This window comes from Blautia acetica, from assembly GCF_038739805.1.
Lineage (GTDB): Bacteria > Bacillota > Clostridia > Lachnospirales > Lachnospiraceae > Blautia.
Genome location: NZ_JBBEWO010000007.1, coordinates 38803 through 65445 on the forward strand (window position 1 = coordinate 38803; position 26643 = coordinate 65445).

Consider the following 26643-nt stretch of genomic DNA (forward strand, 5'->3'; position numbering starts at 1 on the left):
TCTCTGCATGGATACTTTCCGCCGGAAAGCCTTTGTCCCTCTGGATGAAAACGCTGGCACGGAGGAAGTCCTGCTGCACAGGGCAGAGCTAAAGCTGTGTGTGCGCCAGGCACTTTGTTTACTCTCATACCAGGAGCAAGAGCTGCTGCTTCTGCGCTATGCAGAACAGCTTTCCGTGAAACAGATTTCAGCTATTACCGGCCTGTCCCGCTTTGCGGTTTACCGAAAGTCCGGACAGGCTCTGGATAAATTAAGGCAGCATTTGCGAAAGGAGGATTTTCTGTGAAAAAAGAATTAAGATATGCGTTAAAAGATGCCTTTGAGCCTCCAAATCCGATTCATCGGGAAGAGTTTTTGCGGAATCTTCCCCTGCAGAAAAAAAGCTTTGGAGAATTTTTGCTGCAACAGCTTCCTTACATAAGAAAGCGCACATGGCTCGTTTCCTGTCTGCTTTTTGCCGTATTTTTCGTCTCCCCAAGGGAAAACTGGATGGCTATTCCCTCTTTGCTTCCCTTTCTGGCACTGATAGGCATAACCGAACTGGCTCGCTCTTCCTGCTGCCGAATGGCAGAACTTGAAATGAGCTGCCGTTTCAATCTTTCTCAGGTTTTGCTTGCCCGCATGTTCTGGCTGGGTCTGTGCAGTTTCCCAGTTCTTTTGATGGGACTTTTTACCGTGGGGAAACTGTCTGCTTTTGATACAGCGCAGATTCTTTTGTATGTTCTGACACCTTATCTTCTTACCTGTGCCGCTTCCCTCCTGGTTTTAAACATTTTAAGAGGCACAGAAGGAATCTACGGCTGTGCTGCAGTGACGTGCATGGTCAGTATCAGCAATGGAATCTTTCAAAATACAGACGCCTTTTACCAGAGCAACCGCCTGATATTCTGGCTGCTTGCAGCATGTTTCTCTGCAGCCACAACTATTCTGCAGCTTTTTATCTTTTTAAAGAAAACGGAGGAATCACCATGGAACTTATTCTTGATAAAGTAAGCAGGCAATATGGAACAAAAATGGCCTGCAGCAACATCTGTCTGCGGCTGACTCCCGGTGTTTACGGACTTCTGGGCGCCAACGGAGCAGGAAAAACCACGCTAATGCGCATGATATGCGGAGTATTAAAGCCTACCAGCGGTACCATTACTTTTAATCAGGCAGACGTACATAGTGAGGCGTACCGGGACAGACTCGGTTATCTGCCTCAGGATTTCGGGTATTACCCGGAATTTACCGCACAAAACTTTCTGCTTTATCTGGCCTCCCTGAAAGGACTGTCCAGAACCACTGCCAAAAAGAAAACGCTGGAGCTGCTTTCCGTAGTGTCCCTGGAAAAAGAGGCAAAACGGAAAATCAAAACCTTCTCCGGCGGTATGAAACAGCGGCTGGGTATTGCCCAGGCCATGCTCAACAATCCTTCCATTCTGGTACTGGACGAACCCACAGCCGGATTAGACCCAAAAGAACGGGTACGTTTCCGCAATCTCATTTCCCGTCTGGGGAGAGAGCGCATTGTCCTTTTATCTACCCATATTGTCTCAGATGTGGAATATATCGCAGATACTATATTTCTCATGAAAGACGGAAAACTGCTTCATCAGGGCAGTCCCCAGAAAATTCTACAGGTGTTGGAAGGAAAGGTTTGGGAATGTCTGCTGCCTCCGGCATATGCAGAAAAACTCTGTACAGAAAAATCCTTTCCCATCGTTAATATCCGTCAAGAAGAAGAAAACGTGCTTCTTCGCCTGGTAAGCAGCCAAAAGCCTTCCGAAGACGCCATGGCAGTCACTGCTACTTTGGAAGACCTGTATCTTTATTATTTCAGTGAGGAGGCATCCCTATGAAACATTTTTTTACTTTAGTAGAATTTGAGTACCGAAAAATATGGAAGCGAAAATCCGCCATTCTGGCCATGTCCGTCGGCCTTCTGGTATCCATACTGAGCGTGTGGGGGCCCCTGCTTGGCAGCACTTACATAAACGGAAAAGTTTCGGAATCCAATTATGAGGCCACCTTCAAAGACCTCCAATATGCAAAGGATTTAAACGGACGAACTTTAGATACTGCACTTCTTCTGGAAGCTGCCCACGCTTATGCACAGATTCCCCCAAATACGGAAATCCCCTACATTGGTCTGGAAGAATATGAGACCTATGCAAGACCCTACAGCTCCATCTACGGCATTGCAGGGCGCGTCTACCGGGCTTCGGGAGAAGAGTTTTCTTATGAGGAAATGGCGGCTCTGACCAAAAGAGACGCCAACCATTTTTATGAAAAAAGAGCATCCTTGCTGAAAAATACTATAGCAAATACCACTATGAGTCAAACCGCCAAAGAACATACCCTGAAAACTGCCGAAAAAGTGCAGACACCCTTTACCTATTCCAATACCGAGGGCTATGGACGTTTCCTCACGCTTATGCAAAGTACAGGGATTCTGTCTGCTTTTGTCATAGCAATATGTCTTTCTCCTCTGTTTGCAGGGGAATACACCAGCCACGCAGACCAGCTTCTGCTTTCTTCCCGATATGGAAAGGGAAAACTGATTCGTGCCAAGCTGTTTACGGGATTTTCCTTTGCCGCAGGCTTCAGCCTTCTGCTTCTGCTACAGACCTATTTCCAGTGCATGCTCACCTTTGGTTTTGACGGCAGCAGTACACCTGTCCAGATTTTTGATGTGCTGTGTATTTATCCCCTTACCCTGGGACAGGCCGGATTTCTGGGCGGACTTTGCTTTTTCGGCGGCTGTATGTTGATGGCAGGACTGACCATGCTGCTCTCCGCCAAATTAAAATCGCCTTTCGGCGTCATGATACTGATGTCCGTATTTTTAATCTTCCCTATGATGGTGCAGATTTCCCAGAACTCCATTTCTGCGTTCCGTCTGTTTCATCTGCTGCCTGCAAACAGTATGGCTTATTTTAATATCTTTCACATGATACCATACGAATTTGCCGGACTGGTCGTTCCGCCGTATATTATGTTTCCGGTTTTTTCTGTGGTATGCTGTGCGGCTGTGCTGCCTTTGGCCTACAGAGGTTTTCAGCGTCATGAAATCGCATAATTTTTTATTGCACAGGATATGGAAAAGCCCTATAATATGGTTTGAATTTATCATTACATACCTTTTGCTAGATTAAATATAAATTTTCAACGATTGGAGGCCAATCTCATGGCGCAGATTTTAATTGTAGAAGACGATTCTGTCATTAACAGCCTGATATACGAATTCCTCACAGACAACGGGCATCTCTGCAGACAGGCTTTTTCCGGCACAGAGGGGAAACTTCTGGCAGATATGGAAACCTTTGACCTCATCCTTTTGGATTTAATGATACCGGGAATGAAAGGGGAAGACCTTCTGACGTATATCCGTTTACATACCCAAACCCCGGTGATTGTACTCTCTGCCCGGTCTGCTCTGGAAGACAAGGTAGGTTGCGTTAGAAGAATTGGAAGCCCGCATCCAGGTACAGCTGCGCCGCCACAGTCCATCTCCTGCTGCCCAGGAAATGCTCCGCTATCAGGACTGGATATTAAATCTCAAAGAACACACCTTTACCGCAAAAGGTATCCCCGTAGAATTTACCGGACATGAGTTCGGGATTCTGGAACTTCTTGTAAAGCATCCCAAAAAGGTTTTTACCAAGCAGGAAATCTTTGAACTGGTGTGGCAGGAAAACTATTTTGTGGAGGACAAAACCATACATGTCCACATCAGTAATATACGGGCCAAGCTAAAAAAAACCCAGACAGACCATTATATCCAGACAGTATGGGGAATTGGCTTTAAACTGGCGGAACCATCTTTACCTTTTCTTTAATCTTTCTTTGCGCTTTTTGAAAATTTCTGAGAGATACTGTATGGAAAGAAACAGAAAAGGAGAGGATTTTATGGAATACGTTATTGAAACACAAAATCTCTGTAAAAGCTACAGAGGAAAAGCAGCAGTATCGTCTCTGAATATGCATGTACAAAAAGGCGATATTTATGGCTTTATTGGAAGAAACGGCGCTGGAAAATCCACCACGCTGAAAATGCTCTGCAACCTGGCCCATCCTACGGAAGGAAGCATTTCTCTTTTTGGAAAATCTCCGGATACGCCTTCCGTCCGCAGGCGTATGGGGGTTCTGATTGAAACTGCCGGATTGGAGCCTTCCTGCTCGGCTCACGAAAACATGGTATTAAAAGCATTGCTTATGGGCATTGTAGACCCGGAAAAGCAGATTTGCCAACTGTTAAGGCTGGTAAGACTCAATCCCGGAGACAAAAAGAAAGCCCGGCATTTTTCCATGGGCATGAAGCAGCGTCTGGGAATTGCCATGGCCTTGCTGGGCGGGCCGGATTTACTGATTCTGGACGAACCTATCAATGGACTGGACCCTGAGGGCATGAATGAAGTACGCCGGATTCTCATGGATTTAAACCGAAAAAAAGGTATCACGATTTTAATCAGTTCCCATATCTTAGGAGAACTGTCCAAAATGGCCACCCGGTACGGCATTATCAAAGATGGCTGTCTGATTCAGGAACTTTCCTCCGAAGAACTCAATGACAAATGCCGGGATTACCTCTGTGTAAAAACTGCCGATTCCAAGAAAGCCTCTGTACTTTTAGAACAGCAGCTTGGCCTGTCCCGTTATGAGGTACACCCCAATGGAGAAATCCGTATCTATCAAAAACTGGATTCTTCGGCTGTCACCAGCGTTCTGACTTCCGCAGATATTTCCGTCCAGGCCATTTATACACATCATCAGGATTTGGAAGGCTATTTCCTGGAATTAATGGAGCAAAACAAAAGTCAGGAGAAAGGAGGTATCTTCTATGCTTAACCTTCTTCGTATGCAGCTTCGCGCTGTCTTTCGCCAAAAAGGTCTTTATATTACAGCCGCAATTCTTTGTTTCGTACTTCTTATTGCCTTTGGAACCATGCGGCTGGTTTCTGACCCTGCGCTTGCAGAGAGAGCCCGTCAGGCCGGTATGGAGATTACCACAGATGATGTGTCTGACGCCTTTGCTTTTCAGGAACAGACACAGTCTGATTTTCTGGGAAGTCTGCTTTTCTCCGGAGGACTTATGAGCACTCTCATAGTCATTGTCAGTTCTGTGATTGTGTGTGATGATTTTACTACAGGATTTGGAAAAAACATTTTTTCCTACTATCCTAAACGAAGAGATTATATTTTCAGCAAACTTCTGACTTTGGGATTTGTAAGCGGATTTTTCCTGCTGTTTTTAACAGGTGCAACGCTTCTGCTCTTTCCTGCTGCAGGTTTTCAAAATCCTCTGGGCAATCCGGTACAGTTGGCCGCCATGCTGGTTCTTGGCTGGGCAGGGCTTTTCAGTCTCTGCGCTCAGAATCTTTTGTTCTGTATGCTGACCAGACGGGTGCTTGTAAGCGCTCTGCTTTCTGTAAGCTGCGCACTGGGGCTGTTTGGCGCAGCAGCAGATTTTATGGCGGGCCTTTTCGGCGTTCACATCAGTCTGCTTTTTCCGCCGCTGAATGTACTGGCAACACCCGCTTTGGCAAAAACCTTTCAAAGCGGTGCATTCCTGCAGCCAGGCGGTGCTCTGCTGGTGGCCTTTCTCTGGACTGCTTTTTATACAAAGCTCTCCTGTGTAGTATTAAATAAAAACGATATTTGCTGACAGGCAGTTTCTTTGCCTGTCTGATGAGGAAAAACCATGGTACTGCTTATTCTTATTCTTTTTGGACTGGTACTGTTTCTCTTCTTCCGGCTCATGCTCTTTAAAAAGCAGCTCCGGGAGTTTACCGGGCAGCTGCAGGACTTCAGCCCTGACAGCAACCAGCGTCTGACCTGCTTTCTCCGTGACCGGGAACATCTTGCCCTCTGCAGCCAGATAAACCGGTCTATGGACGTTTTGCAGCAGGCGGTTCTGACTGCGGAAGAAGCGGAAAAAGATTTAAAATACACCATGTCCTGTGTATCCCACGATATTCGCACTCCGCTTACCGGAGCAGCGGGCTATATGCAGCTTCTGGAGCGAACCCAGGACCCGGATAAGCGTGAAAAATACTGCCGGATTGTCAGACAGAAGCTGGAGGATTTGGAAACACTTTTGGAGGAGTTGTTTCTCTATACCAGACTGACTGGAAATGAATTTCCCATAGAAATGAAAAAGATACAGCTATTTCCTGTTTTATGTGACGCCCTTGCAGGATTTTATCCCCATTTTCAGGCGCAGAACAGAGCTCCTTCTATTTCCTTTGAGCAGGAAAATGCAGAGATACAGGCGGACCCCGCACAGCTTAGAAGAGTTCTCCGAAATCTGATTTCCAATGCTCTGACCCATGGACAAGGAACGCTTTTTATTTATCAGAAAGGGAATACTCTGTCCTTTGTCAATGAAACCAAAACCTGGGAGACGGTTCATCCCAAGCTGCTTTTTGAACGTTTTTACCGGACAGACCAGGCAAGGCAGGGAAATCATGCGGGACTTGGGCTTTCCATTTCCAGAGAGCTGATGTTAAAAATGCAGGGAAATATTTGTGCGGAATCCAAAGACGGCCGTCTTTGGATTACCCTTACCTTTGCAAAAGAAAAAACAGGGGTTTAAACCTTTTCCAAAAACGTTTATAATAGAGAAAAAAAGCAGGAGGTTTACATTATGAATACATCAGAAGTAATACGAAACCGTCACAGTGTCCGAAAATACAAAAAAGGGGTGCAGATTCCCCGAAAAGATATTGAAACCATGCTGGAAGCAGCTATGATGGCCCCAAGCGCCTGCAATACCCGGCCATGGGAATTTGCAGTCGTGGAAAATCCGGAGATTCGAAAACAGATTATGGAAATCAGCCCTTACACCAAAATGCTGGAGACCGCCAGCCTTGCCATTGTGGTCTGCGCCAGACCGGATTTGCAGGAAGGAAGAGGCAGCGGATTTTTCCCTCAGGACTGTGGAGCTGCCATTGAGAACCTGCTTTTACAGGCAACGGATTTGGGTTACGGCACCTGCTGGTGCGGTTTTTATCCGGTTATGGAACGTGTGGAAAAGCTTCGGGACTTACTGAAGGTTTCCAGTGTGCCTCTGGCAGTCATTGCCGTAGGAGAAGCCGATGAAGAGCCGAAAACCCGTGGTTTCTTTGATAAGGAACGGGTCACTTATATCGAATAGGAGCTGCCGGATTATGAAAAACTTGAAGGAATTATTTGAAATCGCGAAAGCTTCTATGGAACAGCAAAAAGATTTCGTCTTTGTTACCGTGATTGCCAGTTCCGGCTCTACCCCCAGAGGCGCCGGTTCCCGCATGCTGGTGCTGCCGGACGGAACCTCTTTTGGCACCATAGGAGGCGGCAGTGTAGAACATACTTCTGTTTTAGAGGCCCAGAAAGCTCTGACAGAGAAAAAATCTTCCTGTCGGGCCTACCGGTTAAGAGAAAATCAGGCCGCTGACCTGGGTATGATATGCGGCGGTGACGTCTCTCTTTATTTTCAATATATTTCATGGGAAAATCAAGATTTTTATCAATTGTGCAGCAGACTTTTAGCGGACTGGAACAAAAATGAAAATTCCTGGCTGCTTCTGGATATTACGGAAGAAACTGCATGGCAGTCTGGTTATTACCAGGAAAACAGTGGTCTTTGGGGGCTCTCCCTCTCAAATCCGGCCCCTCTTTTAAAGCCCAATGCTGCACAGGCGGTTCTAGACGGGCGCAGATACTACAGTGAACCTTTGGTACGAAAAGGCATGGTTTACATCTTTGGCGGCGGCCATGTAGCGCAGGAGCTGGTTCCCCTGCTGACACATCTGGAGTTTTCCTGCACTGTCTTCGATGACAGGGAACACTTCAGCAGTCCCCGGCTTTTTCCTGCTGCCGCAAAGTGCATTACCGGAGATTTCACCCGGCTTTCCGACTATTTTGAAATTACGCCGGAGGATTATGTCTGCATTATGACCAGAGGACACCAGTACGATTATCTGGTGCAGCAGCAGGTTTTAAAGACACCTGCAAAGTATATCGGTGTCATGGGAAGCAAACGGAAAAAAGCCATTATACGGGAAAAACTCTTGCACGACGGCTTTACACCGGAAGAACTGGCACGAATTACCACCCCTATCGGACTGAATATTCAGGCAGAAACTCCCAGTGAAATTGCTGTGAGCATTGCAGGAGAACTGATACAGATACGGGCAAAGAACGGATAAAATATCCCTCAAAAAACAGACATAGGATTTTATTCCTATGCCTGTTTTTTCAAATATTATGCAAATTCTCCCGTCACCATTTCATACAAAAATTCCAGCGCGTCTTCCATACTGCTTTCCTCTATGTCAAACCCTGGATTATGCACCGGATAATTTTTTTCATCCTCTTTTCCAGCCAGAAACACAACCCGCATACCAGGAATCTGTTCCATATAAAAGGCTGCATTATCCCCTACCAGAAAGGGCTTTTCTCCCAGAGAAAATTTCTCCTGAAGCAGTTTCCGGCCGATGGCAGCGCCCCGTTTTACCAGTTCTGCATCGTTAATCATCGGCGGTATTTTCTTTTTCATTTCCAGACAAATATCCGCACCTGTTTCTTCTTCTATTTGTCGTATTGTATTTTCCAACTGCTGCCACACATAGGAGAAATCCTGTTCTGCAAAAGCCCGAAGAGAGCCTTTTAATACCGCCTCACCTGCTACAATATTCCCCGCCGTTCCGGCAGACATCTGTCCAAATCCCAGGACAAAGGGATATTCCGTCTGCAGCGTTTCATTTAATCTATGAATTTCCACAGCCAGTCTGGACGCTGCATACAAGGCATCAATTCCCTCTTTTGGCTGAAACCAGTGGCTGGATTTTCCCCTCACAGAAATGGTAATACCGCCAATAGCTGCTGTGGTAATACTCTTTTGAATCTCCATACTCCTGGATTCCTGATTAGCGAAATGAAAAATCAGAATTTCCCTCACTTCGGGATTTTTCAACGCTCCATGCGCCATCATATACGCTGCCCCTTCTCCGGTTTCTTCACCCGGCTCAAAGAGAAAACGCACATTGCAGGACAAAGCGCTGCGGTTTTCCCAGAGCGCTTTCGCCAGACACAAATTCACCGCTGTAATGGCGTCATGGCCGCAGGCATGCATTTTCCCCGGATAAACAGAAGCGAAAGAACATCCCGTCTGTTCCTGTATGGGAAGTCCGTCTATTTCGCTTCGGATAGCCACGGTTTTCCACTGGGGATTTACCTGAATATCGGCAATCACTCCGGTTTTGCCCGTCCTGCGGCAGGGAATTCCCCATTTCTGCAGATGTTCCAGCAAAAAACAGCTGGTTTCCTCTTCCTCCATGCTCAGCTCCGGGTGGCGGTGCAGCCAATGGCGGAATTCTCGAAGTTCCCCGTAATATTCCTGACACGTTCTCATAGGTTTCCTCTCTCAGTCCACGCCGTTTCTGGCGCAAATATCCTTCAGACAGCAGTTCTCGCAGTGGGGCTTTGTCCTTGCCGTACACACGTCTCTGCCGTGATAAACCAGACGGTGGCAAAAGTCACTGCCTTCTTCCGGAGGAATGATTTTCCAAAGAGCCATCTCCACCTTTTTCGGTTCTTTATATCCGTCCACCAGCCCCATACGGTTCACCAGGCGAATACAGTGGGTATCTGTGACAATGGCCGGTTTGTGAAACACATCGCCCATAATGAGATTGGCGCTCTTTCTGCCTACGCCGGGCAGCTTTAAAAGCGCGTCAAAGTCCTCCGGAACCTTTCCCTGATACTCCTCCCACAGGATTTTCATACAGGCGCTGATATCTCTGGCCTTGCTTTTTCCAAGTCCGCAGGGACGGACAATCTCTTCAATTTCTTCTGGTTTAGCCAAAGCCAGAGCCTGCACATCCGGGTATTTCTTATAGAGTTCTTCTACCACCACATTCACTCTGGCATCGGTACACTGGGCGGCCAGACGAACGCCCACCAGCAGTTTCCAGGCCTGGTCATAGTCCAGCGTACACCCGGCATCCGGATATTCCTGTTTCAGGCGCTGAATGATTTCCAGCGCAAGTGTTCGCTTCCTTTCTTCTGTATTCTTCGCCATAACCTTATCTCTCTCCTTTCTGCCATTTTCTCTGTCTGTTATTTCTGGTTCGCCGGTTCTACAGCAATGGATTTCCCCTTGATCTTCACATTTTTCATGGCATACAGCACAGATTTTGCATATTCCTGAGGTACTTCTACGAAGGTATATTTATCAAACATATCAATGGTACCAATGAGTTTACCCGGCATGCCGCTTTCACCTGCCAGCGCTCCCAGAATGTCTCCCGGTTTTGCTTTGTGTTTCTTGCCGATATTAATAAACAGCCGCACCATCCCCGGTTCTTCTGCCCCGGTATCTCCGAAGTCTGGCTCTTCCTCTTCTTTTATCTCAGACATGCCGCTCTGCATTTTCAGAAAGGCTGCCGCTATATCCATAGCCGTATAATCCGAATGATTCAGCTTGTCCTGAATAGCATCAATCATGGCAGTCAAATCTTCCTCTGCAATCATGGTTTCCACATAATCCAGAATATTTTCAATCTTAGTATTTGCCACATCATTTAAAGACGGCACTTTCTGCGCAAAAATCTTGGTCTTGCAGTAGCGCTGAATTTCTTTTAACTTATAAACCTCTTTTCCGGATACAAAGGAGAAAGAACGGCCAATACGGCCTGCACGTCCGGTACGGCCAATGCGGTGCACATAGTATTCGTCATCCTGCGGCAGGTCATAGTTAAATACCGCCTCGACCTCATCCACGTCAATTCCTCTGGCTGCCACATCCGTTGCCACCAAAATGTCCGTTTTCCCGCTGCGGAAGCCCTGCATAACCCGGTCACGCTGCTCCTGCTTCATGTCTCCGTGAAGCCCTGCTGCAAAATAGCCCCTCCCCAGAAGGGCAGTCACCAGCAAGTCCACCTGCTTCTTCGTATTGCAGAAAATAACAGAAAGCTTTGGCGTATAAATATCCAGCAGGCGGGTCAGCACTTCCTCTTTATTCTTGGGCTTTACTTCATAATAAAACTGCTCAATATTGGGCACAGTCAGTTCTTTCTTGGTAACCTTAATAACCTTTGCCTTTTTCTGGAATTTTTTCGTAATTTCCATAATGGCTTTCGGCATAGTGGCAGAAAACAGGATGGTCTGCCTCTCTTCCGGCACCCCTTTTAAGATTGTTTCAATATCATCCCGGAATCCCATGTTCAGCATTTCGTCTGCTTCATCTAAAACCACGGTATGAATCTGGTCCATTTTCACCGTTTTTCTCCGCATATGGTCCATGACACGACCCGGTGTTCCTACAATAATCTGCACCCCGCTTTTCAGAGATCGAATCTGCTTTACAATTTCCTGGCCGCCATAAATAGGAAGAACTTTAATGCCATGCATATATTTTGCCAGACTGCGGATTTCCTCTGCTACCTGTATAGCCAGTTCCCTTGTGGGGCACAGGATAATACTCTGAGGCTTTTTTTCCTTAGGATTGATTTTCTGCAGCAGGGGAATTCCAAAGGCTGCGGTCTTGCCCGTACCGGTCTGGGCCTGTCCAATGATATCCTTTCCTTCCATAATAGTAGGAATCGCTTGAGCCTGAATGGGAGAAGCCTCCTCAAAGCCCATATATTTCACAGCTTTTAAAATCTCCGGGCAAAGCTGCAGATTTTCAAATTTCACATTTTCCATATTTATTCTTTACCTCTTCTTTCTAACTACTCATAAAAATGGAGTTGCCGCACCGCACATTCTCGACATGCAATCAATGCAACAACTCCATAAATCAAGCAATCGTTTTTCTATCATACCAGAACTGTATCAAATTGTCAAACAGCGGGAGCCTCTCCCAAAACTGCCCGGACACAGTTTGCGGCTGGAAAGTCCTTTTTCCCCATTCCATAGCCGATTTTTTCCATTTTCATCTCCCTCATTCTGCCATAAGCAGAGGCAAAATAGGTGAGAATCGCCGCACCTGTAGGAGTACAGAGTTCCCCTTCCATCCTTCCCGCATTGCAGGGCACTCCCATAAGAATCCGAGCCGTGGCAGGGGCCGGAACCGGAAGTACCCCGTGAGCGCAGCGCACCTGTCCAAATCCTGTGGTAACAGGGGAAACCAGCACCTGTTCCGGCTTCAGTTCATGTATCAGCATGACGCAGCCTGTAATATCCGCAAGAGCATCTGCCGTACCCACTTCATGAAAGTGAATTTCTGTAATGTCACGGCCATGTACCTGGCTTTCCGCCTGGGCGATGATACGGTAAATATTCTTCACATCTTCTTTGACAGCCTCATCTGTCTGCAGCCGGTCAATCTGCTCTGTAATATCCTTCATCCCCGCATGGTGATGATGTCCATGGGCGTGTGTATGCCCGTGGTGGTGTTCATGCACTTCCTGAGATTCAAGTCCGCTTCCCTGTAAGGATACCTCCTCACTCTCTTCTTCGGCGCCGTCTACATGCACAGAAACGTGCGTTCCCGTAATCCCACATTTCACTGCCGGGTTTGCAGACACCTTCACATGGGGGAGGCCAGCCTGATTCAGTTTTTTCAGAAATTTTTCCCGGTCCGGAATCAGTTCCAGAAGAGCGCCCATGAGCATATCTCCGGCGGCCCCCATATTGCACTCTAAATATAAGGTTTTCATTCTTTTCTCCCCTCCAGATGATTGATCATACTTGCCAGATACCCCGCACCGAATCCGTTATCAATATTTACCACACTGATACCGCTGGCACAGGAATTCAGCATGGACAAAAGAGCGGAAAGTCCTCCGAAATTCGCCCCGTATCCTACGCTGGTGGGTACTGCAATCACCGGACAGTCTGCCATACCGCCGATGACGCTGGCCAGAGCCCCTTCCATACCTGCAATGGCTACAATCACCCTGGCACTCATAATATCCTCAATATGGTCCATCAGCCTATGCATACCCGCCACACCCACATCGTAAAGACGAACCACTTCATTTCCGTACACTTGGGCAGTCAAAGCCGCCTCTTCTGCCACCGGCATATCGCTGGTTCCTCCGGTAGCCACCACAATTTTGCCCACCCCGTCCGGTTTCGGTATTTGTCCCACAATGCCTGTCCGGGAAAGGTCGTCATAATGCAAATCCAGGGAAGCGCCCACATATTCCGCCGCCTCTTTGCTCATTCTGGTAATCAGCACCGTCTTTTCCCTTTCTTCCACCATGGCCTGGGCAATCTTTAAAATCTGTTCTTTTGTTTTTCCCGCACCGTAAATCACTTCTGCCATGCCCTGACGGATTCCCCTGTGGGTATCCAGCTTGGCAAAGCCCATTTCCTTATAAGGTTCTGTTTTTATCTGAAGCAGAGCATCTTCCGGCTTTACCTGTCCTCCGGCTACCTGCTCCAGCAAATTCTGCAGCTCTTTTTTGTCCATGTATCTCAGGCTCCTTTTCTGTTTGCTTACCTCTATCATACTCCTTAGACCCGGCTCCAGGGCAAGCATTTTTTACTCAAAGGTTTGCGTCAAACGTTTGAGCTATCCTGTTTTTCTGATTTTTCTCCTATTTGCATTACTTTATATTTTACCGGAACCTGATTTTTCTGTCAACTGCCAATGAGCGACAACTGCCGGCAGACCTCTGCCGCATCCAAAATATGGCTGGGTTCCGTCTCATGACTCCCCGGTGCGTCTGCGGTTATCAGAATATACTCCTTCCCCCCTAAGCTTAAAAGACTTCCCAGACAAAGTCCGGCTTCCGAGGTATAACCTGTCTTTCCGCCCAGAATTCCCGGCTCCGAAATTCCGTTCTGCTCCATTTCCTGGCGCATGGTGCTGTACACGGTAAATCCTTCCGGATGGGAAGCTGTGGGAGCCATGCTATGACTTTTTGCAGTGAAAATTTCATAAAACTCCTGATTTTTTAACGCATATTCCAGAAGCAGGGATAAATCCTCTGCTGTGGTGTAATGGTCTTTGTCATGAAGTCCGGTTACATTTTTAAAATTGGTATGTTTCATTCCCAGTTTCTTTGCCTTCTGATTCATCTCTTTTACAAAGGCCTCCTCCGAACCGTCGCAGACCCTTGCCAAAGCTTCACAACACTCCGCGCCTAAAGGCAGCAGAGCACCGTAAAGCAAATCCCGGTAAGAAACCTGGTCTTGAGGGGCAAAACCCGCCATGGACGCTCCCTGGGCATATAACTCCCGGAACATATCTCCGTCAAGAACCGTTGTATCATCCAGATTATCCAATTTCTCCATGGCAAGAACCACCGTCATGATTTTAGTAAGAGACGCAGGATAAATCCGTTCATCGCCCTTTTTTTCAGCCAGAATTTTTCCAGTGGAAAGGTCCGTCAGCACGGCTGCTTTGCTGGAGAGTTTTTGGAGATTTAGAGTTTCAGAGAGGACTCCTTGTTCTGTTTCCCTGTTCTTTTGCAGTAAATTTCCCACCGCCCAGGTTCCCAATGCCAGCAGCCCATACGTCACTGTCAGAAACAGGATAAACCCCATCAGCATATGCTTTCTTCTTTTCCTTCTTCGTCTTTTTGACATGAAAAACACCATCCTTTTCGTTTGTTCTACAGATTTCTCTCTGTATCTAATGTAACAAACACAAAAGAATGGTGTTTTAAGATTTTCCTGTGTATTTCCTAAGATTTTATTAATTTGAGGGTTTTTCCGGCAGTGTCACCCGAAAAACGGTTTTCTCCTGCTTACTTTCCGCCGAGATACTTCCCCCGTGAAGCTCCACAATTTCCTTTGCAATGGCAAGTCCAAGACCTGCCCCTCCCGTATTGCTTTTTCTGGCCTCATCCATACGGAAAAATTTCTCAAAAATCAAATCCAGTTTCTGCTTCGGAATGGTTTTTCCATGATTTTCAAAAGAAATCACAGCCTGTTCCCCCTGCTGCTCTCCTCTTACTACAATTTCTGTGTCCGGATAACTGTAAGCAATGGCATTTTTCAGTAGGTTATTAAAAACTCTGGCCAGCTTCTGCGAATCCGCGTACACGAAAAATTCCTGGGGCAATTCCAGACGGACCGTATTATGCCCGGATGACAACACAGGATAAAATTCTTCCGTCATCTGTATCATCATATAAGACACATCCAGATTTTCTTTTTCCAGCACCATATTCTGCAGATTATACCGGGTAATTTCAAAAAATTCCTCTATCAGACTGTCCAGACGTTCTGCCTTTCCAAGGGCAGTGTGCACATATTTTTCTCTCTGTGCAGCAGGCATATCCGGCGCCTCCTCTAAAAGATTCAGGTATCCCAGCACCGAAGTCAGGGGGGTTTTCAAATCATGGGCTAGATAGGTAATCAAATCATTCTTCTTCTGGGCCTCTTCCTTTAAGCGCCGTTCCTTTTGCTGCATGTCCGCCTTTATCTGCACAATCTGGGTACTGACCTGGGCATATTCCGAAGGAAAAATTTCTTCTGCTTCCAGTTCACTGTGCATATACTGATGAATCTTCCGGCTGGTATCCAAAAGAAGTTTCTCTGCTTTTCGCTTCTGACTGAAATAAGAGACAAACGCCAAAGACAGGGCAAAGAACGCCGCCGCCAGCAAAAAAACTTTTGCCAGAAAAGGTTTTAACACATTCCAGGCAATTTGACGCTCTACATAAGCCGTCTCCCCCTCATAAACGGTCTGCTCATACACAAACCGATGGGTAAACCAGTCCACAAAAGCCCCGTTAAAAAACACATCCGCTATATAGTAAATGGTATAGCAGATAAGGGGAACCGCTATAAGCGCAGCAAATAACCTGATATACCGAAGACGTTTGTTTCTCCGTCCTTTAGTTTTCAATTTTGTAGCCACACCCCCCAGACTGTCTTAATGTACCTGGGCTTTTCGAAGGAGTCCTGCATTTTTTCCCTTAAATGCCGTATGTGAACTGTAATGGTATTGTTGCTCTTACTGTAATATTCGTCTTTCCAGATTTGATGAAACAATTCCTCGGAGCTGACTACCTTCCCCTTTTCTTCACAGAGAATTGCCAAAATGGCAAACTCCGTAGGCGTCAGGGAAAGCGGGCGTTCATTTAAAGTACACTCATGAGTTTTCTTATTCAGCACCAATCCCTTATGTGTAAGAATATCCCCTGCGTCCTGCACGGTTCCGGTATTATACCGCTTGTACCGGCGAAGCTGGGCTTTAATTCGCGCCACCAGTTCCAACGGCAGAAAAGGCTTTGTCATATAATCATCTGCCCCCAGAGCCAGACCGTTAATCTTATCCAGTTCCCCATTTTTGGCCGTAAGCATAATAATGGGATAATTATGTTTTTCCCGGATTTTCCTGCAAAGGGTAAGACCGCTGATATCTGGCATCATAATATCCAGGACAGCCAAATCCGGCACTTCGGTCTCAATGCAGGCCAGAGCCTCTTTGGAATCGTAAAACTTCCGTACTTGAAAACCTTCATTTTCCAGGTAGACCTCTATCAAATCTGCGATTTCCTGTTCATCATCTGCAACCAGTATCTTTTCTTTCATCATCAGCCCTTTTCTTCCAATTCACACAAAAGCTGTGTCATGGTTTTTCCTAAAAGAGGGTGTCTTTTATACGGTGCAATTTCACACATGGGTTTTAATACGAAATCCCGAAGCTGCATTTCCACATGGGGAATGATTAAATCCTCTGTTTCCAGTACTTCGTCATCGTACAGAAGAATATCCAAATCCAGGGTTCTGGGTCCCCAGTGAACCAACCGTTCTCTGTGGGCATTTTGTTCAATTTCATGCAGACGTTCTAAAAGCTCCTGAGGGGACAGCAGGGTTTTCAGTTTCAGGCAGGCATTTAAGAAATCATCCTGCTCCACACCCCCATAAGGCTCTGTCACCAGATAGGAAGATACCTTTTCCACCTGGCAGTCTTTTGCGCTGTCCAGTTCTTTGATAGCCTGATTTAAATAGCCCTCCTTATCTCCCAGATTAGAGCCGAGGGCCAGATAAGCCGTGTGCCAGAACCGGGTAATTTTCACGGAAACCGTCTCCAGAGGCAGTCCCACCGGCGCCCAGGGCTTTTTCAATTCCAGTGTCACACCTTTTAAAAGAGGATACTGCAGCAGCACCGTTTCTGCCAGGTCTTCTGCTGCCGCCTCAATGAGTTTCCGGGGATGTTCTTTTGTATAGGCCGTCATAAAGCTGCTGACTTCCCCGTAATGCACAGATTCTTCCAGACAGTCCGTTTTCCCTGCCTTTCTGGTATCCACATACATGGTAAGGGAAATCACAAATTTCTGTCCCAGACTGGTTTCCTCCGGAAAGACTCCGTGATTCGCAAAGACTTCCAGATTTTCCACATGAATTTCATCATACTGCAATGTTTTCATGGCTTATTTTCCTTCCCTTAAAATGGCCTGCGTCATGCGGATAGCCCTTAAATTTTCTTTTACATCGTGGACACGGACAAAAGCTGCCCTTTTCTGTACTCCCAGAACCGTAGTCGCTAAAGTACCCTCCACGCGCTCGTCAGAAGGCAAGTCCAGAGCCGTTCCGATAACGGATTTCCGGGAAGTGGCCAACAGTACCGGATAGCCTAATTCCACCAGACGTTCCAGATGATGAATGGCCATCAGATTGTGCTCATATGTTTTTCCGAATCCCACGCCTGGATCCAGAATGATTTTGTCATCGGCAATGCCTGCTTTTTTCGCAATAGCCAGAGACTCCCGCATATCCTGGCACATATCGTCTAAAAAGTTGTTGTATTCCGCTTTCTCCCGGTTGTGCATCAGACAGCAAGGCACCTGATATTCGGCAATCAGTTCGGCAACTTTTGCGTCATATTTCAGTCCCCAGATATCATTCACCAGGTCAGCCCCTGCCTTTAAAGCCGCTTCCACTACTTCTCCTTTATAGCTGTCAATGGATACCGGAATGTCAAATTCCTTTTTTACCATTTCAATCACCGGCACTACCCGGTCAATTTCTTCCTGAATGGAAATCTGCACATGACCGGGGCGGGTGGATTCTCCGCCAATATCAATAATGGCCGCACCTTCCGCAATCATATCTGCTGTGTGCTTTTTTGCCTTTTCTATATCATTCCACTTGCCCCCGTCAGAAAAAGAATCCGGGGTTACATTGAGAATTCCCATAATGGAACAGTCCTGTTCCACATCAAACATACGATTTCCGATTTTCATCATAAGAAGTTCCTCCTAGCTTACACCTCTATGGTAAGATTTTTCTTTTCTGTGCTCCATTTACATTCTGCCTGTGCCGAACAAAAGAGACAGGTCCTGGATTTCTTGTCTGCGCGGTATAAGAGTCCCGCCAAATCCGCTCTGGTTCCGGTATCTGCTGTTCTGTGGCCGGAAATTGCCTCCAGAATTGCGTTTTCTTCTTCTTTCGTATAGCCGCAGTCCGGCAGAATCTTTTCTGCCAGAAGCTGGCTTCCCTGGTCATGGGGTATGTTTTGGGTGTATTCCAGCCCTCTGCCGATGTCGTGAAGCAGGGCAGCACCATATATCAGTTCCTTATCCAGAGCCAGACCTTTCTCCAGATTTTCAATATAGGCCAATCTTGCCACATCTAAAAAATGCGCCACATCATGCCCGCAGAAAACCCGCTCTTTTTCCAGTTCCTGTATCTTGGCCACCGCCTGCTGCCACAGCGCATGACTGCAGATTTTATTTACTCTGTCCATATTTACCGTCTTTCCAGCATACGGTAGAAATTGTTCTGCAGCTTTTCATTGTCATCAAAGACGCCTCTGGTAACCACAGTAACCGTTTTTGTACCCGGTTTTTTAATGCCTCTCATAGTCATACACATATGCTCTGCTTCTACAAGCACCATAACGCCCTGAGGTTTCAGCTCCTCCATAAAAGCATCCGCCACCTGCGCGGTCAGACGTTCCTGAAGCTGAAAACGCTTTGCAAACACTTCCACGGTTCTTGCCATTTTGCTCAGTCCCACCACTTCGCCATTTGGAATATAGGCAATGGCTGCGGTACCGTAGAAAGGCAGCATATGGTGTTCGCAGAAGGAATAAAAAGGAATATCCTTTTCCAATACCATATCGTTGTTATCTACATGAAATCTCTTTTTCAGGTGTTTTGCCGCATCATCTGTATAGCCTGCTGCCAGTTCCTTATACATTCTGGCAATCCGGTCCGGAGTCTCTAAAAGTCCCTCCCGGTTAATATCTTCTCCGATTCCTTCCAGAATCAGTCTTACGCCTTCTTCGATTTTTTCTTTATCCATTTTGTTCTTCGTCATTTTCCTTACCCTCACATGAAATTGCTTTTACTGCGTCCTTTAAAAAAGACAGGGAACCAAAGATAATCACTGCGTCTTCTTTGTCCGCGCGTTCCAGAGTCTTTTGGACTGCTTCTTTGATACTTTTGGCCGCCTCCACAGACGGATTCACCTCTGCCACCGCATCCCGCAGTTCTTCAGCCGGCAGGGCACGGGGATTTCCCGGTGTTTCCACGGTTATAATGTCCTTTGCATAAGGTGCGGTCAATGCAATGATTTTCCGGTAGTCTTTATCCCTAAACACACCGAAAATATAGTGCAGGTTTCTGTCCTTGTAATACAGTTCTATGGAACGCTTTAATTCCAGAGCTGCAGCCGGATTGTGCGCACCGTCCAGAATCACATCCGGATTTTGGGCAATCCGTGTAAATCTGCCTCTCCAACAGGCCTTGTGCATACCTGCCCGAACCTGCTCGTCAGAAAGAAGGAAGCCTATTTCCCGCAAAGCCTCCACAGCCTCCAGCGCCAGAGCGCCATTCTCCACCTGATAACTTCCGGCCAGGGAAATTCTCACCTCTTCCCATTTGCCGTAGGTAAAACTCTGCCCGGAAAGTCCATAGGAAATCTGGCTTATCTGTTCCTGCTTTACCGTCCGCAGGCAGCAATGCTGCCTTTTGCAGGTTTCTTCTATCACTTTTTGGGCTTCTTCCTTCTGGGCTGCACAGACTACCTGGGTATGGGGCTTAATAATGCCCGCCTTCTGCACGGCAATTTTCTCCAGGGTATCTCCCAGAAATTCCATGTGGTCCATACTGATAGAGGCAATGACCTCCAAAAGTGTGGTAGTAATCACATTGGTAGCGTCCAGAGCCCCTCCAAGCCCTGTCTCCAGCACTACCACATCACATTTTTTCTCCTTAAAATAGAGAAAAGCCAGAGCAGTCTCCACCTCGAAAATCGTAGGTGTTCCCGCATGCTGCTCCGCCATATCTTTCACAGCCTCTGAAATGGCTGTCACATGACGGGCAAGAGATTCTTTTTCAATTTCTTTCTCATCGACCTGAATCCGCTCCCGATAAGAAAACAGTGTAGGGGATATGTACCTTCCTGTGCGATATCCCGCGCCGGACAGTATCGTTGAAAGATAAGCCAGCACAGACCCTTTCCCATTTGTTCCGGAAATGTGGATAAACTTTAAATCTTCCTGGGGATTACCAAGTCTGACCAGCAGCTCTTTCATATTCTCCAAGCCAAGTACACTTCCGTATTTGGAAATTTCGTCCAAATATACTCTTGCTTCTTCGTAATTCATATTACTCCTATCCGAGACGGTTTCCCACCTCTTAATCTATTACAACCCCTATTATATCCCTTTTTCCCCCATATCTCAACGGGATATTTCAGCAAGTGCCTTTTTAAATTGACGGGCAAAAAGAACCACCGTAAAAATCACGGCAAACGTGTCTGCCACCGGCTCTGCCATATAGACTGCTTTCGTCTTATCCCCGTCAAAAATCAAGGGCATAAGGTAAATCAGAGGAATCAGGAGCACAAATTTTCTCATAACGGCTACTAGGATAGAGGCCTTTGCGTTTCCGATAGACATAAAAGTCATCTGACACGCCATCTGAATACCGAAAATAAACAGAGCGGCCATATAGACACGCAGCGCGGTCTCTGTAAAATTCATCAGGGTTCCGTCAGAAGTAAACATTCCGGCAAAAGCCCTTGGGAACAGCATCACCAGTCCCCACAGCAGCAGGGAATAAAACAAACTGACTTTCAAGAGCAGACGGAACGCCGATTTTACACGTTTTTCATTGCGGGCACCGTAATTATAACTGATAATGGGCTGCGCTCCCTGTCCCAGTCCCTGCAGCGGCAACATGGCAAACTGCATCACACTGGTAAGAATCGCCATGGCGCCTACGGCAATATCTCCGCCGTATCTCTGCAAAGAAGAGTTAAAACAGATGGAGATAATACTTTCACTGGCCTGCATAACAAAAACAGAAGAACCCAGAGCAATACACGGAAAAATGACCTTCCTCTGCAGTTTCAGATTCTTCTTCTGAATACGCAGGAATGTTTTCTTTCCGAAAAGAAATGCCATTACCCAGATACAGGATAATCCCTGAGAAAGGATGGTGGCAAGGGCCGCTCCTTTTACCCCCATGTCCAGACCAAAAATAAAAATGGGGTCCAGGACAATATTGGCAACTGCACCAATCAGCACAGACAGCATACCCGTCTTCGCAAATCCCTGAGCTGTAATAAAAGCGTTCATACCAAGGGTAAGCTGTACAAAAATAGTTCCCAGTGCATAAATATTCATATAGCTGACACCGTACTCAATGGTATCCTCACTGGCCCCGAACGCCATGAGAAAATCTCGGTTCCAAAGCAGCAGCACGGCTGTTAAAATAGTGGAAATCACTATCTGCAAAGTAAAGCAGTTGCCCAAAATTTTCTCTGCAGACTCATTGTCACCTTTCCCCATGGCAATAGAAGCTCTGGGAGAACCGCCGTTTCCAACCAGTGCTGCAAAGGCAGACACAATCATAATCAGAGGCATGCAGACTCCCACTCCGGTCAGCGCCATGGCCCCCGCCTTAGGAATATGTCCGATATAAATACGGTCTACAATGTTGTAAAGCATGTTGATAATCTGCGCGGCAACCGTGGGCAGCGCCAGATTTAAAAGCAATTTTCCAATGGGCTGTGTACCCAGAAAATCTTTGTCACTTTTCATGAAAACTCATTCCTTTCTCAATATTTTCCATAAGCTGTCTGTTGATTCTCTCGTATATCTCTTTTTCTTCTCCGGAAAGACCGGCAAAAAGCTGCTCCTCAAACTTTTGATTCACCTTTTCAATTCCGCTGCAAATGGGAATTGCCGCCTCCTCCAAAAACAAATGCACTTTTCTGCGGTCCGTTGTATCAGCGTTTCGTTTTACAAGCCCTTTTTTTACCAAAAGTTCCACGCCCTGTGATACATTTCCCTTGGGAAGCCTTCGCAGCTCCACAATCTCTGCAGCAGTATCCTTTCCCGGATTGTTATACAGAAATCCGATAATGGCGATTTCTATCTGTGAAAGCCCATATTCTCCCCGAATATTTTCCAGACACTGCTCATACAGCTTTGTCACACACCGCATCAACAGCCGCATATCTGATGCTTCCGGCCTCATTTTCCACCTCTCCTTTCCCGTTGCTGATAGTTTTAAAAAGAACCGTTTTACAAAGAACTATTATAGGCCTTTTTTCTTTTTTGTCAAGACTTTGCCATATTGAGAAAATCTCTCCTGCACAGTATAATAGAGTAACAGAAAGACATCTTTAGGAAGACAGACAACAGGAAAGGGGATACCTTATGCGCGTAAAACAATATCTGAGAAATCAACTGCCCGTTATTTTTATCCATGTTTTGGGTATGCTGGCACTTGCCCTGTTTTTACTGGCCAATGGCAATGCCGTACAGACGGTTCTGTTTATTCTTATGGTCTGGCTGCTTGTTTTGCTTTCATACTTAGTCATTGTCTGCTGTATGCAAAAGACTCGTCTGAACAAATTGTTAGACATGGCAGAGCAGTTAGAGGAACGGTACTTAATACCGGAAATCATGGCTGTACCGGAGAAAGCCGCCGATCAGGTCTTCTACCAGATTATGAAAATGGCAGAAAAATCTATGATTGAAAAAATAGGGGAAATCCAACGGGAACGAAAAGAATATAAGGAATACATCGAGCAGTGGATACATGAAGTCAAAACCCCAATCACAGCCATGAAGCTGCTTTGCGAAAATAACCGTTCCTCCTTTACCCGAGAACTGCTGGCAGAATTGGAAAATGTCCAGCAATTTACAGAACAGGCGCTCTACTATGCCCGTAGTGAACATACAGAAAAAGATTACTCTATACGGGAAATCCAGCTAAGTGATGTGGTACATAACGCCATTGCAGACAACAAATATCTTTTGCGGCAGAGCAATATGAGAATTACTGCAGACAACCTGGAGCACTGTGTTTATACGGATGATAAATGGATACGGTTTATTTTAAACCAGCTTATCAGCAATGCTGTCAAGTATGGTACAGAACAGCCGGCTTTACACTTTTTTACGGTAAGAAAGCAGGAGCATATTCTTTTATGTATAGAAGACAACGGAATCGGCATACCCCCAGGCGACCTGCCCCGCATTTTCGAAAAAGGCTTTACCGGACAGAATGGGCGAACCGGCAGAAATTCCACTGGAATTGGGCTGTATCTGTGCAAGCGTCTTTGTGATAAGCTTGGAATTGGGCTGACTGCTTACTCGAAAGAAAAAGGGACAACTCTTACGCTGTCTTTTCCTGTCAACGATTTTGTTACCGGGGTACAGAACTGACAGGCTCTGCAATTCTTACATTTCTGTAAGAACTGTGTAAGAAAACCTGATACAAAAAAATTCCCAGGCCATTTATAATCCAATACAGAAAAGACTTAAGGAGGTCAGACACATGAGTACCATTTTGAAATTGGAACATATCCAAAAATACTATGGCAATGAAGGGAATATCACGAAGGCCATTCAGGATATCAGCTTTTCCGTTGAGGCCGGAGAATTTCTCGGTATTATGGGGGCGTCCGGCTCCGGAAAAACAACGCTGCTTAACTGTATCTCTGCTATTGATACCGTAAGCGCAGGCCACATTTATTTAGAAGGAACAGACATTACAGAAATAAAGCCAAAGTCTCTTGCCCGGTTTCGCAGAGAAAACTTAGGTTTTGTCTTTCAGAACTTTAACTTATTAGATACCTTGACAATTTCCGAAAACATTGCCCTGGCTTTGGCCATTCATAAAACCCCGGCTCAGGATGTGGAACCCCGCATTTGGGATATGGCGCAAAAGCTGAATATCTGTGATATTCTAAACAAATATCCCTACCAGGTATCCGGCGTCCAGAAACAGCGCTGCGCCTGTGCAAGGGCTCTCATCAACAATCCCAGGCTGCTTTTGGCAGACGAACCCACAGGAGCTTTGGACAGCCATTCCTCTCAAATGCTTTTGTCCACCATGCAAAGTATCCACGAACAGATGGGCGCTACGATTCTCATGGTAACCCATGACGCTTTTACAGCCAGTTATGCCAATCGTATCCTCTTTCTCAGGGACGGGGAAATCTTCACGGAACTGTGTAAGGGACATGACAGCAGAAGTGCTTTTTTCAATAAAATTCTGAATGTCCTTACCATGATTGGAGGAGGGCAAAGCCATGTATGTTAAACTTGTTCTCAAAAATGCCCGCCGGTCTGTAAAAGACTATTTAATCTACATTGTAACCATGACTATCTGCGTTGCCCTGTTTTATTCTTTCCTGTCCATTGCCAGCAGCTATTACAGGCCGGATATAGGAAGTGAATACGACTTCACACTCTTAAGTGACGGCTTGAAAGCAGCCATTTGCCTCATTACATTGCTTGTGCTGTTTTTGATACATTTTGTCAATCGTTATATGCTTCAGCGCAGGCAAAAAGAATTTGCAGTGCAGTCCGTCATGGGTATGGAACAAAAAATCATTGGCAGGATTTTCTTTGCCGAAACCTTTCTCATGGGAACACTCTCTATTGTGATTGGAATTTTCCTTGGTGTGTTCTGTTCCCAATTTATCACTGCCCTGCTGCTGACCTCCTATGGGAAAAGTTATGAATTGACATGGACCCTGTTTCCAGATACGGTTTTGCTGACTGTCTGCTTCTTTGTATGCAGTTTCCTGCTTGTGGGGATGTGGAATATCCACGCCATCCAAAAGGCAAAAATAATGGATATGCTTTTATCAGGCAGGGAAAACGAGCCTGCATTAAAAAGGAGTCGTTGGATTTCTGGTGTGATCATCCTCTTTGAAGGATTGTCCGTGTGGATGCTCCTTACAGGAATACAAAAAGTCTGGTTTTACTATGACTCCCGATTCGCCCTTCCTGTACAAATCATGTTCTGGGGAAACATTCTCTTTCCGGCCATGACTCTGCTTTGGTCTGTGCTGTGCCTGATAAAAAAGAAAAAAGCAAGTGATTCTACACTGCTTTCAAGTTTGCTTGTATGCTCTGTTCTAAATGCATGCACAGCAGCCAGTGTCCCCGCATTGACAAAGGAATACTATCTGGCCTTAGGCAGCGGAACCATCCATCAATATCTGGTATTTGTCCTGATGGATTTGCTTTTCTTTATTTGTGCTTTCCTTTACCTTGCCGGCAGCTTCCTTTTGGCCTGGAAAGAGAAATCGTCCAAACACAGATACCGCCAGGAAGCTCTTTTCTTTTTTGGACAGATTTTATCGAAGCTGAATACAACCAGCAAGACCATGACTCTTATCTGTATAACCTTAGTGCTTGCTGTTTTTCTGTTCATTGCGGCCCCCATTTTGGTAAATTGGGCTTCCGGTTATCTGGATATACGCTCTATGTATGATGTGCAGATTTATTCCGGATACAACGACGTATATGAAGAAGAAAATCTGCCCCATGATACTTATGACCTGGTGACAGATTTTTTAGCAGAACACAAGCTTGAAGCGGCATACGACTGCACTTTTCATCTATACCTTCCAAACAAAGATGATTTTCACAGCCGCTCAAAATACGATTTTCCTGTTGCGGCAATTTCTTTAAGCGACTACAATGCCATACGGGAAATGCTTGGATATACTCCTGTTTCTCTGGCAGAAAATGCGTTTACCACGCAGTGGAAGTCCATTGCAGAGACGGAAGAAATCGACCGCTTTCTGGAAAGTCATACCCGTGTTGCAACAGACGCCGGAACATTAACGCTCTCTAAGCAGTCCTTTTATGAAGACTCCATTGGGGAAACGGCCTACAATTCCTATACCAATGTCCTTTATGTGTTCCCGGATAAGGTGTGTGAGCGCTTGCTTCCGGTTATGCAAAACCGCTATATTACAACAAAGGACACGATTTCTTATGAAAACGCCCGCCAACTGGAAAAAATTTTCACAGCAAAATATCCAGAAGAGACAGATAAAGAAACCAGTTATGGAATTCGTTTAAGCACCCTGCAGATTAACAGCACAAAAGCAAGTAATTTCATCTTACAGGCTGCAATGCTTTATGGTGCTGTGGTAATCATGGTGATTTGCCTTACGATACTTTCCCTGCAGCAGCTTTTGGACGCAGACCAGTACAAATACCGCTTCTCCGTACTTAGAAAATTAGGCGTGGAGGAGCCGCGTATACAGAAACTGGTGCTGAAGCAGTTAGGTGTCTGGTTTGGCCTTCCAGTCCTTGTAGCTGTCATAGTTGCTGCTGTTGTGATTGCCTATTTTGTACAATCTATATCAGCAGAAATCTCTGCGTATATTGGGGTTACCGCCTTGCTGCTGCAGGCAGGCACAACTGTAAGTATTCTGGCCGGTTTATTCCTCTGCTATTTTATAAGTACATGGATACTTTTCAGCCGCTCCATCCATTCATAA

Annotated in this window: 28 protein-coding genes and 1 pseudogene; 14 read left to right on the top strand and 15 right to left on the bottom strand. The window is 46.1% G+C overall.

Annotated elements, in window-relative coordinates; translation table 11 throughout:
• Positions 1-7: 7 nt before the first annotated feature.
• The 11 genes from WBS51_RS06580 (at position 8) to WBS51_RS06630 (ending at position 8171) form a co-directional block, all read left to right on the top strand.
• Positions 8-286 carry an RNA polymerase sigma factor gene (locus WBS51_RS06580; protein WP_330489602.1) on the top strand — a complete coding sequence of 93 codons (279 nt, stop codon included), beginning with the start codon at positions 8-10 and terminating at the stop codon, positions 284-286.
• Positions 283-993: a hypothetical protein gene (locus tag WBS51_RS06585; protein WP_173749699.1), complete on the top strand. Its 711-nt coding sequence runs from the start codon at positions 283-285 to the stop codon at positions 991-993. Before WBS51_RS06580 ends, WBS51_RS06585 begins: the two co-directional genes overlap by 4 nt.
• Positions 969-1841 carry an ABC transporter ATP-binding protein gene (locus WBS51_RS06590; protein ID WP_291683586.1) on the top strand — a complete coding sequence of 291 codons (873 nt, stop codon included), beginning with the start codon at positions 969-971 and terminating at the stop codon, positions 1839-1841. Before WBS51_RS06585 ends, WBS51_RS06590 begins: the two co-directional genes overlap by 25 nt.
• Positions 1838-3061, top strand: coding sequence for an ABC-2 family transporter permease (locus WBS51_RS06595; protein WP_291683585.1), 1224 nt, complete (start codon positions 1838-1840; stop codon positions 3059-3061). Before WBS51_RS06590 ends, WBS51_RS06595 begins: the two co-directional genes overlap by 4 nt.
• A gap of 108 nt (positions 3062-3169) precedes the next feature.
• Positions 3170-3595 carry a response regulator transcription factor gene (locus WBS51_RS06600; RefSeq protein ID WP_291683584.1) on the top strand — a complete coding sequence of 142 codons (426 nt, stop codon included), beginning with the start codon at positions 3170-3172 and terminating at the stop codon, positions 3593-3595.
• Positions 3510-3821 (top strand): winged helix-turn-helix domain-containing protein, encoded by a 312-nt coding sequence (locus tag WBS51_RS06605; protein WP_308781677.1) that lies wholly within the window; start codon positions 3510-3512, stop codon positions 3819-3821. Before WBS51_RS06600 ends, WBS51_RS06605 begins: the two co-directional genes overlap by 86 nt.
• Before the next feature lie 70 nt (positions 3822-3891).
• Positions 3892-4830, top strand: a complete 939-nt coding sequence (locus tag WBS51_RS06610; RefSeq protein WP_302229499.1) for an ATP-binding cassette domain-containing protein — start codon at positions 3892-3894, stop codon at positions 4828-4830.
• On the top strand, positions 4823-5647 hold the full coding sequence (locus WBS51_RS06615; RefSeq protein WP_294460481.1) for an ABC transporter permease: 825 nt from the start codon (positions 4823-4825) through the stop codon (positions 5645-5647). The genes WBS51_RS06610 and WBS51_RS06615 overlap by 8 nt, the downstream gene beginning before the upstream one ends.
• Before the next feature lie 36 nt (positions 5648-5683).
• The gene (locus WBS51_RS06620; protein WP_173749703.1) at positions 5684-6577 is read left to right on the top strand and encodes a sensor histidine kinase; all 894 of its coding nucleotides are present in this window, start codon (positions 5684-5686) and stop codon (positions 6575-6577) included.
• Between the two features lie 51 nt (positions 6578-6628).
• Complete coding sequence (locus WBS51_RS06625) at positions 6629-7138, top strand: nitroreductase family protein (RefSeq protein WP_173749704.1); 510 nt, start codon at positions 6629-6631, stop codon at positions 7136-7138.
• A 13-nt stretch (positions 7139-7151) separates the two neighbouring features.
• Complete coding sequence (locus WBS51_RS06630; protein WP_173749705.1) at positions 7152-8171, top strand: XdhC family protein; 1020 nt, start codon at positions 7152-7154, stop codon at positions 8169-8171.
• 56 nt (positions 8172-8227) lie between these two features.
• Here WBS51_RS06630 and WBS51_RS06635 read toward each other — a convergent pair whose 3' ends face one another.
• The 15 genes and pseudogenes from WBS51_RS06635 to WBS51_RS06705 form a co-directional block, all read right to left on the bottom strand.
• A complete protein-coding gene (locus WBS51_RS06635) occupies positions 8228-9376 on the bottom strand; it encodes a M20 metallopeptidase family protein (RefSeq protein ID WP_173749706.1) in 1149 nt (382 codons plus the stop codon).
• A 12-nt stretch (positions 9377-9388) separates the two neighbouring features.
• Positions 9389-10045: an endonuclease III domain-containing protein gene (locus WBS51_RS06640; RefSeq protein ID WP_173749707.1), complete on the bottom strand. Its 657-nt coding sequence runs from the start codon at positions 10043-10045 to the stop codon at positions 9389-9391.
• A gap of 38 nt (positions 10046-10083) precedes the next feature.
• Positions 10084-11670: a DEAD/DEAH box helicase gene (locus WBS51_RS06645; protein ID WP_294460489.1), complete on the bottom strand. Its 1587-nt coding sequence runs from the start codon at positions 11668-11670 to the stop codon at positions 10084-10086.
• 137 nt (positions 11671-11807) lie between these two features.
• Positions 11808-12626 carry a nickel pincer cofactor biosynthesis protein LarC gene (larC, locus tag WBS51_RS06650; protein ID WP_173749709.1) on the bottom strand — a complete coding sequence of 273 codons (819 nt, stop codon included), beginning with the start codon at positions 12624-12626 and terminating at the stop codon, positions 11808-11810.
• Positions 12623-13384: a nickel pincer cofactor biosynthesis protein LarB gene (gene larB, locus WBS51_RS06655; protein WP_173749710.1), complete on the bottom strand. Its 762-nt coding sequence runs from the start codon at positions 13382-13384 to the stop codon at positions 12623-12625. The genes larC and larB overlap by 4 nt, the downstream gene beginning before the upstream one ends.
• Positions 13385-13554: 170 nt before the next feature.
• Positions 13555-14469: a D-alanyl-D-alanine carboxypeptidase family protein gene (locus WBS51_RS06660; RefSeq protein WP_342694056.1), complete on the bottom strand. Its 915-nt coding sequence runs from the start codon at positions 14467-14469 to the stop codon at positions 13555-13557.
• A gap of 145 nt (positions 14470-14614) precedes the next feature.
• A complete protein-coding gene (locus WBS51_RS06665) occupies positions 14615-15772 on the bottom strand; it encodes a sensor histidine kinase (protein ID WP_173749712.1) in 1158 nt (385 codons plus the stop codon).
• A pseudogene (vanR, locus tag WBS51_RS06670) lies at positions 15762-16461 on the bottom strand (VanR-ABDEGLN family response regulator transcription factor). The gene WBS51_RS06665 and the pseudogene vanR overlap by 11 nt, the downstream one beginning before the upstream one ends.
• A 2-nt stretch (positions 16462-16463) precedes the next feature.
• Positions 16464-17300, bottom strand: a complete 837-nt coding sequence (gene folK / locus WBS51_RS06675; protein WP_173749713.1) for a 2-amino-4-hydroxy-6-hydroxymethyldihydropteridine diphosphokinase — start codon at positions 17298-17300, stop codon at positions 16464-16466.
• A 3-nt stretch (positions 17301-17303) separates the two neighbouring features.
• Positions 17304-18116 carry a dihydropteroate synthase gene (gene folP, locus WBS51_RS06680; protein ID WP_294460564.1) on the bottom strand — a complete coding sequence of 271 codons (813 nt, stop codon included), beginning with the start codon at positions 18114-18116 and terminating at the stop codon, positions 17304-17306.
• Between the two features lie 20 nt (positions 18117-18136).
• Positions 18137-18619: an HD domain-containing protein gene (locus tag WBS51_RS06685; protein ID WP_173749714.1), complete on the bottom strand. Its 483-nt coding sequence runs from the start codon at positions 18617-18619 to the stop codon at positions 18137-18139.
• Positions 18620-18621: 2 nt separating this feature from the next.
• Positions 18622-19179, bottom strand: coding sequence for a GTP cyclohydrolase I FolE (gene folE, locus WBS51_RS06690; protein WP_207718895.1), 558 nt, complete (start codon positions 19177-19179; stop codon positions 18622-18624).
• Positions 19172-20485, bottom strand: coding sequence for a bifunctional folylpolyglutamate synthase/dihydrofolate synthase (locus tag WBS51_RS06695; RefSeq protein ID WP_173749716.1), 1314 nt, complete (start codon positions 20483-20485; stop codon positions 19172-19174). The genes folE and WBS51_RS06695 overlap by 8 nt, the downstream gene beginning before the upstream one ends.
• A gap of 75 nt (positions 20486-20560) precedes the next feature.
• Positions 20561-21925, bottom strand: coding sequence for an MATE family efflux transporter (locus WBS51_RS06700; protein WP_294460503.1), 1365 nt, complete (start codon positions 21923-21925; stop codon positions 20561-20563).
• The gene (locus tag WBS51_RS06705) at positions 21915-22364 is read right to left on the bottom strand and encodes a MarR family winged helix-turn-helix transcriptional regulator (RefSeq protein ID WP_294460505.1); all 450 of its coding nucleotides are present in this window, start codon (positions 22362-22364) and stop codon (positions 21915-21917) included. Before WBS51_RS06705 ends, WBS51_RS06700 begins: the two co-directional genes overlap by 11 nt.
• A 182-nt stretch (positions 22365-22546) precedes the next feature.
• Here WBS51_RS06705 and WBS51_RS06710 point away from each other — a divergent pair, with 182 nt between their 5' ends.
• The 3 genes from WBS51_RS06710 (at position 22547) to WBS51_RS06720 (ending at position 26643) form a co-directional block, all read left to right on the top strand.
• Complete coding sequence (locus WBS51_RS06710; RefSeq protein WP_294460508.1) at positions 22547-23560, top strand: sensor histidine kinase; 1014 nt, start codon at positions 22547-22549, stop codon at positions 23558-23560.
• A 112-nt stretch (positions 23561-23672) separates the two neighbouring features.
• Positions 23673-24440: an ABC transporter ATP-binding protein gene (locus WBS51_RS06715; protein WP_291683330.1), complete on the top strand. Its 768-nt coding sequence runs from the start codon at positions 23673-23675 to the stop codon at positions 24438-24440.
• Positions 24430-26643 (top strand): FtsX-like permease family protein, encoded by a 2214-nt coding sequence (locus WBS51_RS06720; RefSeq protein WP_294460511.1) that lies wholly within the window; start codon positions 24430-24432, stop codon positions 26641-26643. The genes WBS51_RS06715 and WBS51_RS06720 overlap by 11 nt, the downstream gene beginning before the upstream one ends.

What these genes read in the sequence shown, in the direction of transcription:
- WBS51_RS06640 (WP_173749707.1), bottom strand. Translation starts at nt 10,045, where the DNA reads ATGGCGAAGAATACAGAAGAAAGGAAGCGAACACTTGCGCTGGAAATC.
- WBS51_RS06715 (WP_291683330.1), top strand. Translation starts at nt 23,673, where the DNA reads ATGAGTACCATTTTGAAATTGGAACATATCCAAAAATACTATGGCAAT.
- WBS51_RS06635 (WP_173749706.1), bottom strand. Translation starts at nt 9,376, where the DNA reads ATGAGAACGTGTCAGGAATATTACGGGGAACTTCGAGAATTCCGCCAT.
- WBS51_RS06710 (WP_294460508.1), top strand. Translation starts at nt 22,547, where the DNA reads ATGCGCGTAAAACAATATCTGAGAAATCAACTGCCCGTTATTTTTATC.
- folE (WP_207718895.1), bottom strand. Translation starts at nt 19,179, where the DNA reads ATGGATAAAGAAAAAATCGAAGAAGGCGTAAGACTGATTCTGGAAGGA.
- larC (WP_173749709.1), bottom strand. Translation starts at nt 12,626, where the DNA reads ATGAAAACCTTATATTTAGAGTGCAATATGGGGGCCGCCGGAGATATG.
- WBS51_RS06600 (WP_291683584.1), top strand. Translation starts at nt 3,170, where the DNA reads ATGGCGCAGATTTTAATTGTAGAAGACGATTCTGTCATTAACAGCCTG.
- WBS51_RS06685 (WP_173749714.1), bottom strand. Translation starts at nt 18,619, where the DNA reads ATGGACAGAGTAAATAAAATCTGCAGTCATGCGCTGTGGCAGCAGGCG.
- WBS51_RS06695 (WP_173749716.1), bottom strand. Translation starts at nt 20,485, where the DNA reads ATGAATTACGAAGAAGCAAGAGTATATTTGGACGAAATTTCCAAATAC.
- WBS51_RS06630 (WP_173749705.1), top strand. Translation starts at nt 7,152, where the DNA reads ATGAAAAACTTGAAGGAATTATTTGAAATCGCGAAAGCTTCTATGGAA.
- WBS51_RS06595 (WP_291683585.1), top strand. Translation starts at nt 1,838, where the DNA reads ATGAAACATTTTTTTACTTTAGTAGAATTTGAGTACCGAAAAATATGG.
- WBS51_RS06620 (WP_173749703.1), top strand. Translation starts at nt 5,684, where the DNA reads ATGGTACTGCTTATTCTTATTCTTTTTGGACTGGTACTGTTTCTCTTC.
- larB (WP_173749710.1), bottom strand. Translation starts at nt 13,384, where the DNA reads ATGGACAAAAAAGAGCTGCAGAATTTGCTGGAGCAGGTAGCCGGAGGA.
- WBS51_RS06720 (WP_294460511.1), top strand. Translation starts at nt 24,430, where the DNA reads ATGTATGTTAAACTTGTTCTCAAAAATGCCCGCCGGTCTGTAAAAGAC.
- folP (WP_294460564.1), bottom strand. Translation starts at nt 18,116, where the DNA reads ATGAAAATCGGAAATCGTATGTTTGATGTGGAACAGGACTGTTCCATT.
- WBS51_RS06580 (WP_330489602.1), top strand. Translation starts at nt 8, where the DNA reads ATGGATACTTTCCGCCGGAAAGCCTTTGTCCCTCTGGATGAAAACGCT.
- WBS51_RS06660 (WP_342694056.1), bottom strand. Translation starts at nt 14,469, where the DNA reads ATGCTGATGGGGTTTATCCTGTTTCTGACAGTGACGTATGGGCTGCTG.
- WBS51_RS06645 (WP_294460489.1), bottom strand. Translation starts at nt 11,670, where the DNA reads ATGGAAAATGTGAAATTTGAAAATCTGCAGCTTTGCCCGGAGATTTTA.
- WBS51_RS06605 (WP_308781677.1), top strand. Translation starts at nt 3,510, where the DNA reads ATGCTCCGCTATCAGGACTGGATATTAAATCTCAAAGAACACACCTTT.
- WBS51_RS06625 (WP_173749704.1), top strand. Translation starts at nt 6,629, where the DNA reads ATGAATACATCAGAAGTAATACGAAACCGTCACAGTGTCCGAAAATAC.
- WBS51_RS06705 (WP_294460505.1), bottom strand. Translation starts at nt 22,364, where the DNA reads ATGAGGCCGGAAGCATCAGATATGCGGCTGTTGATGCGGTGTGTGACA.
- WBS51_RS06615 (WP_294460481.1), top strand. Translation starts at nt 4,823, where the DNA reads ATGCTTAACCTTCTTCGTATGCAGCTTCGCGCTGTCTTTCGCCAAAAA.
- WBS51_RS06700 (WP_294460503.1), bottom strand. Translation starts at nt 21,925, where the DNA reads ATGAAAAGTGACAAAGATTTTCTGGGTACACAGCCCATTGGAAAATTG.
- WBS51_RS06590 (WP_291683586.1), top strand. Translation starts at nt 969, where the DNA reads ATGGAACTTATTCTTGATAAAGTAAGCAGGCAATATGGAACAAAAATG.
- WBS51_RS06610 (WP_302229499.1), top strand. Translation starts at nt 3,892, where the DNA reads ATGGAATACGTTATTGAAACACAAAATCTCTGTAAAAGCTACAGAGGA.
- folK (WP_173749713.1), bottom strand. Translation starts at nt 17,300, where the DNA reads ATGAAAACATTGCAGTATGATGAAATTCATGTGGAAAATCTGGAAGTC.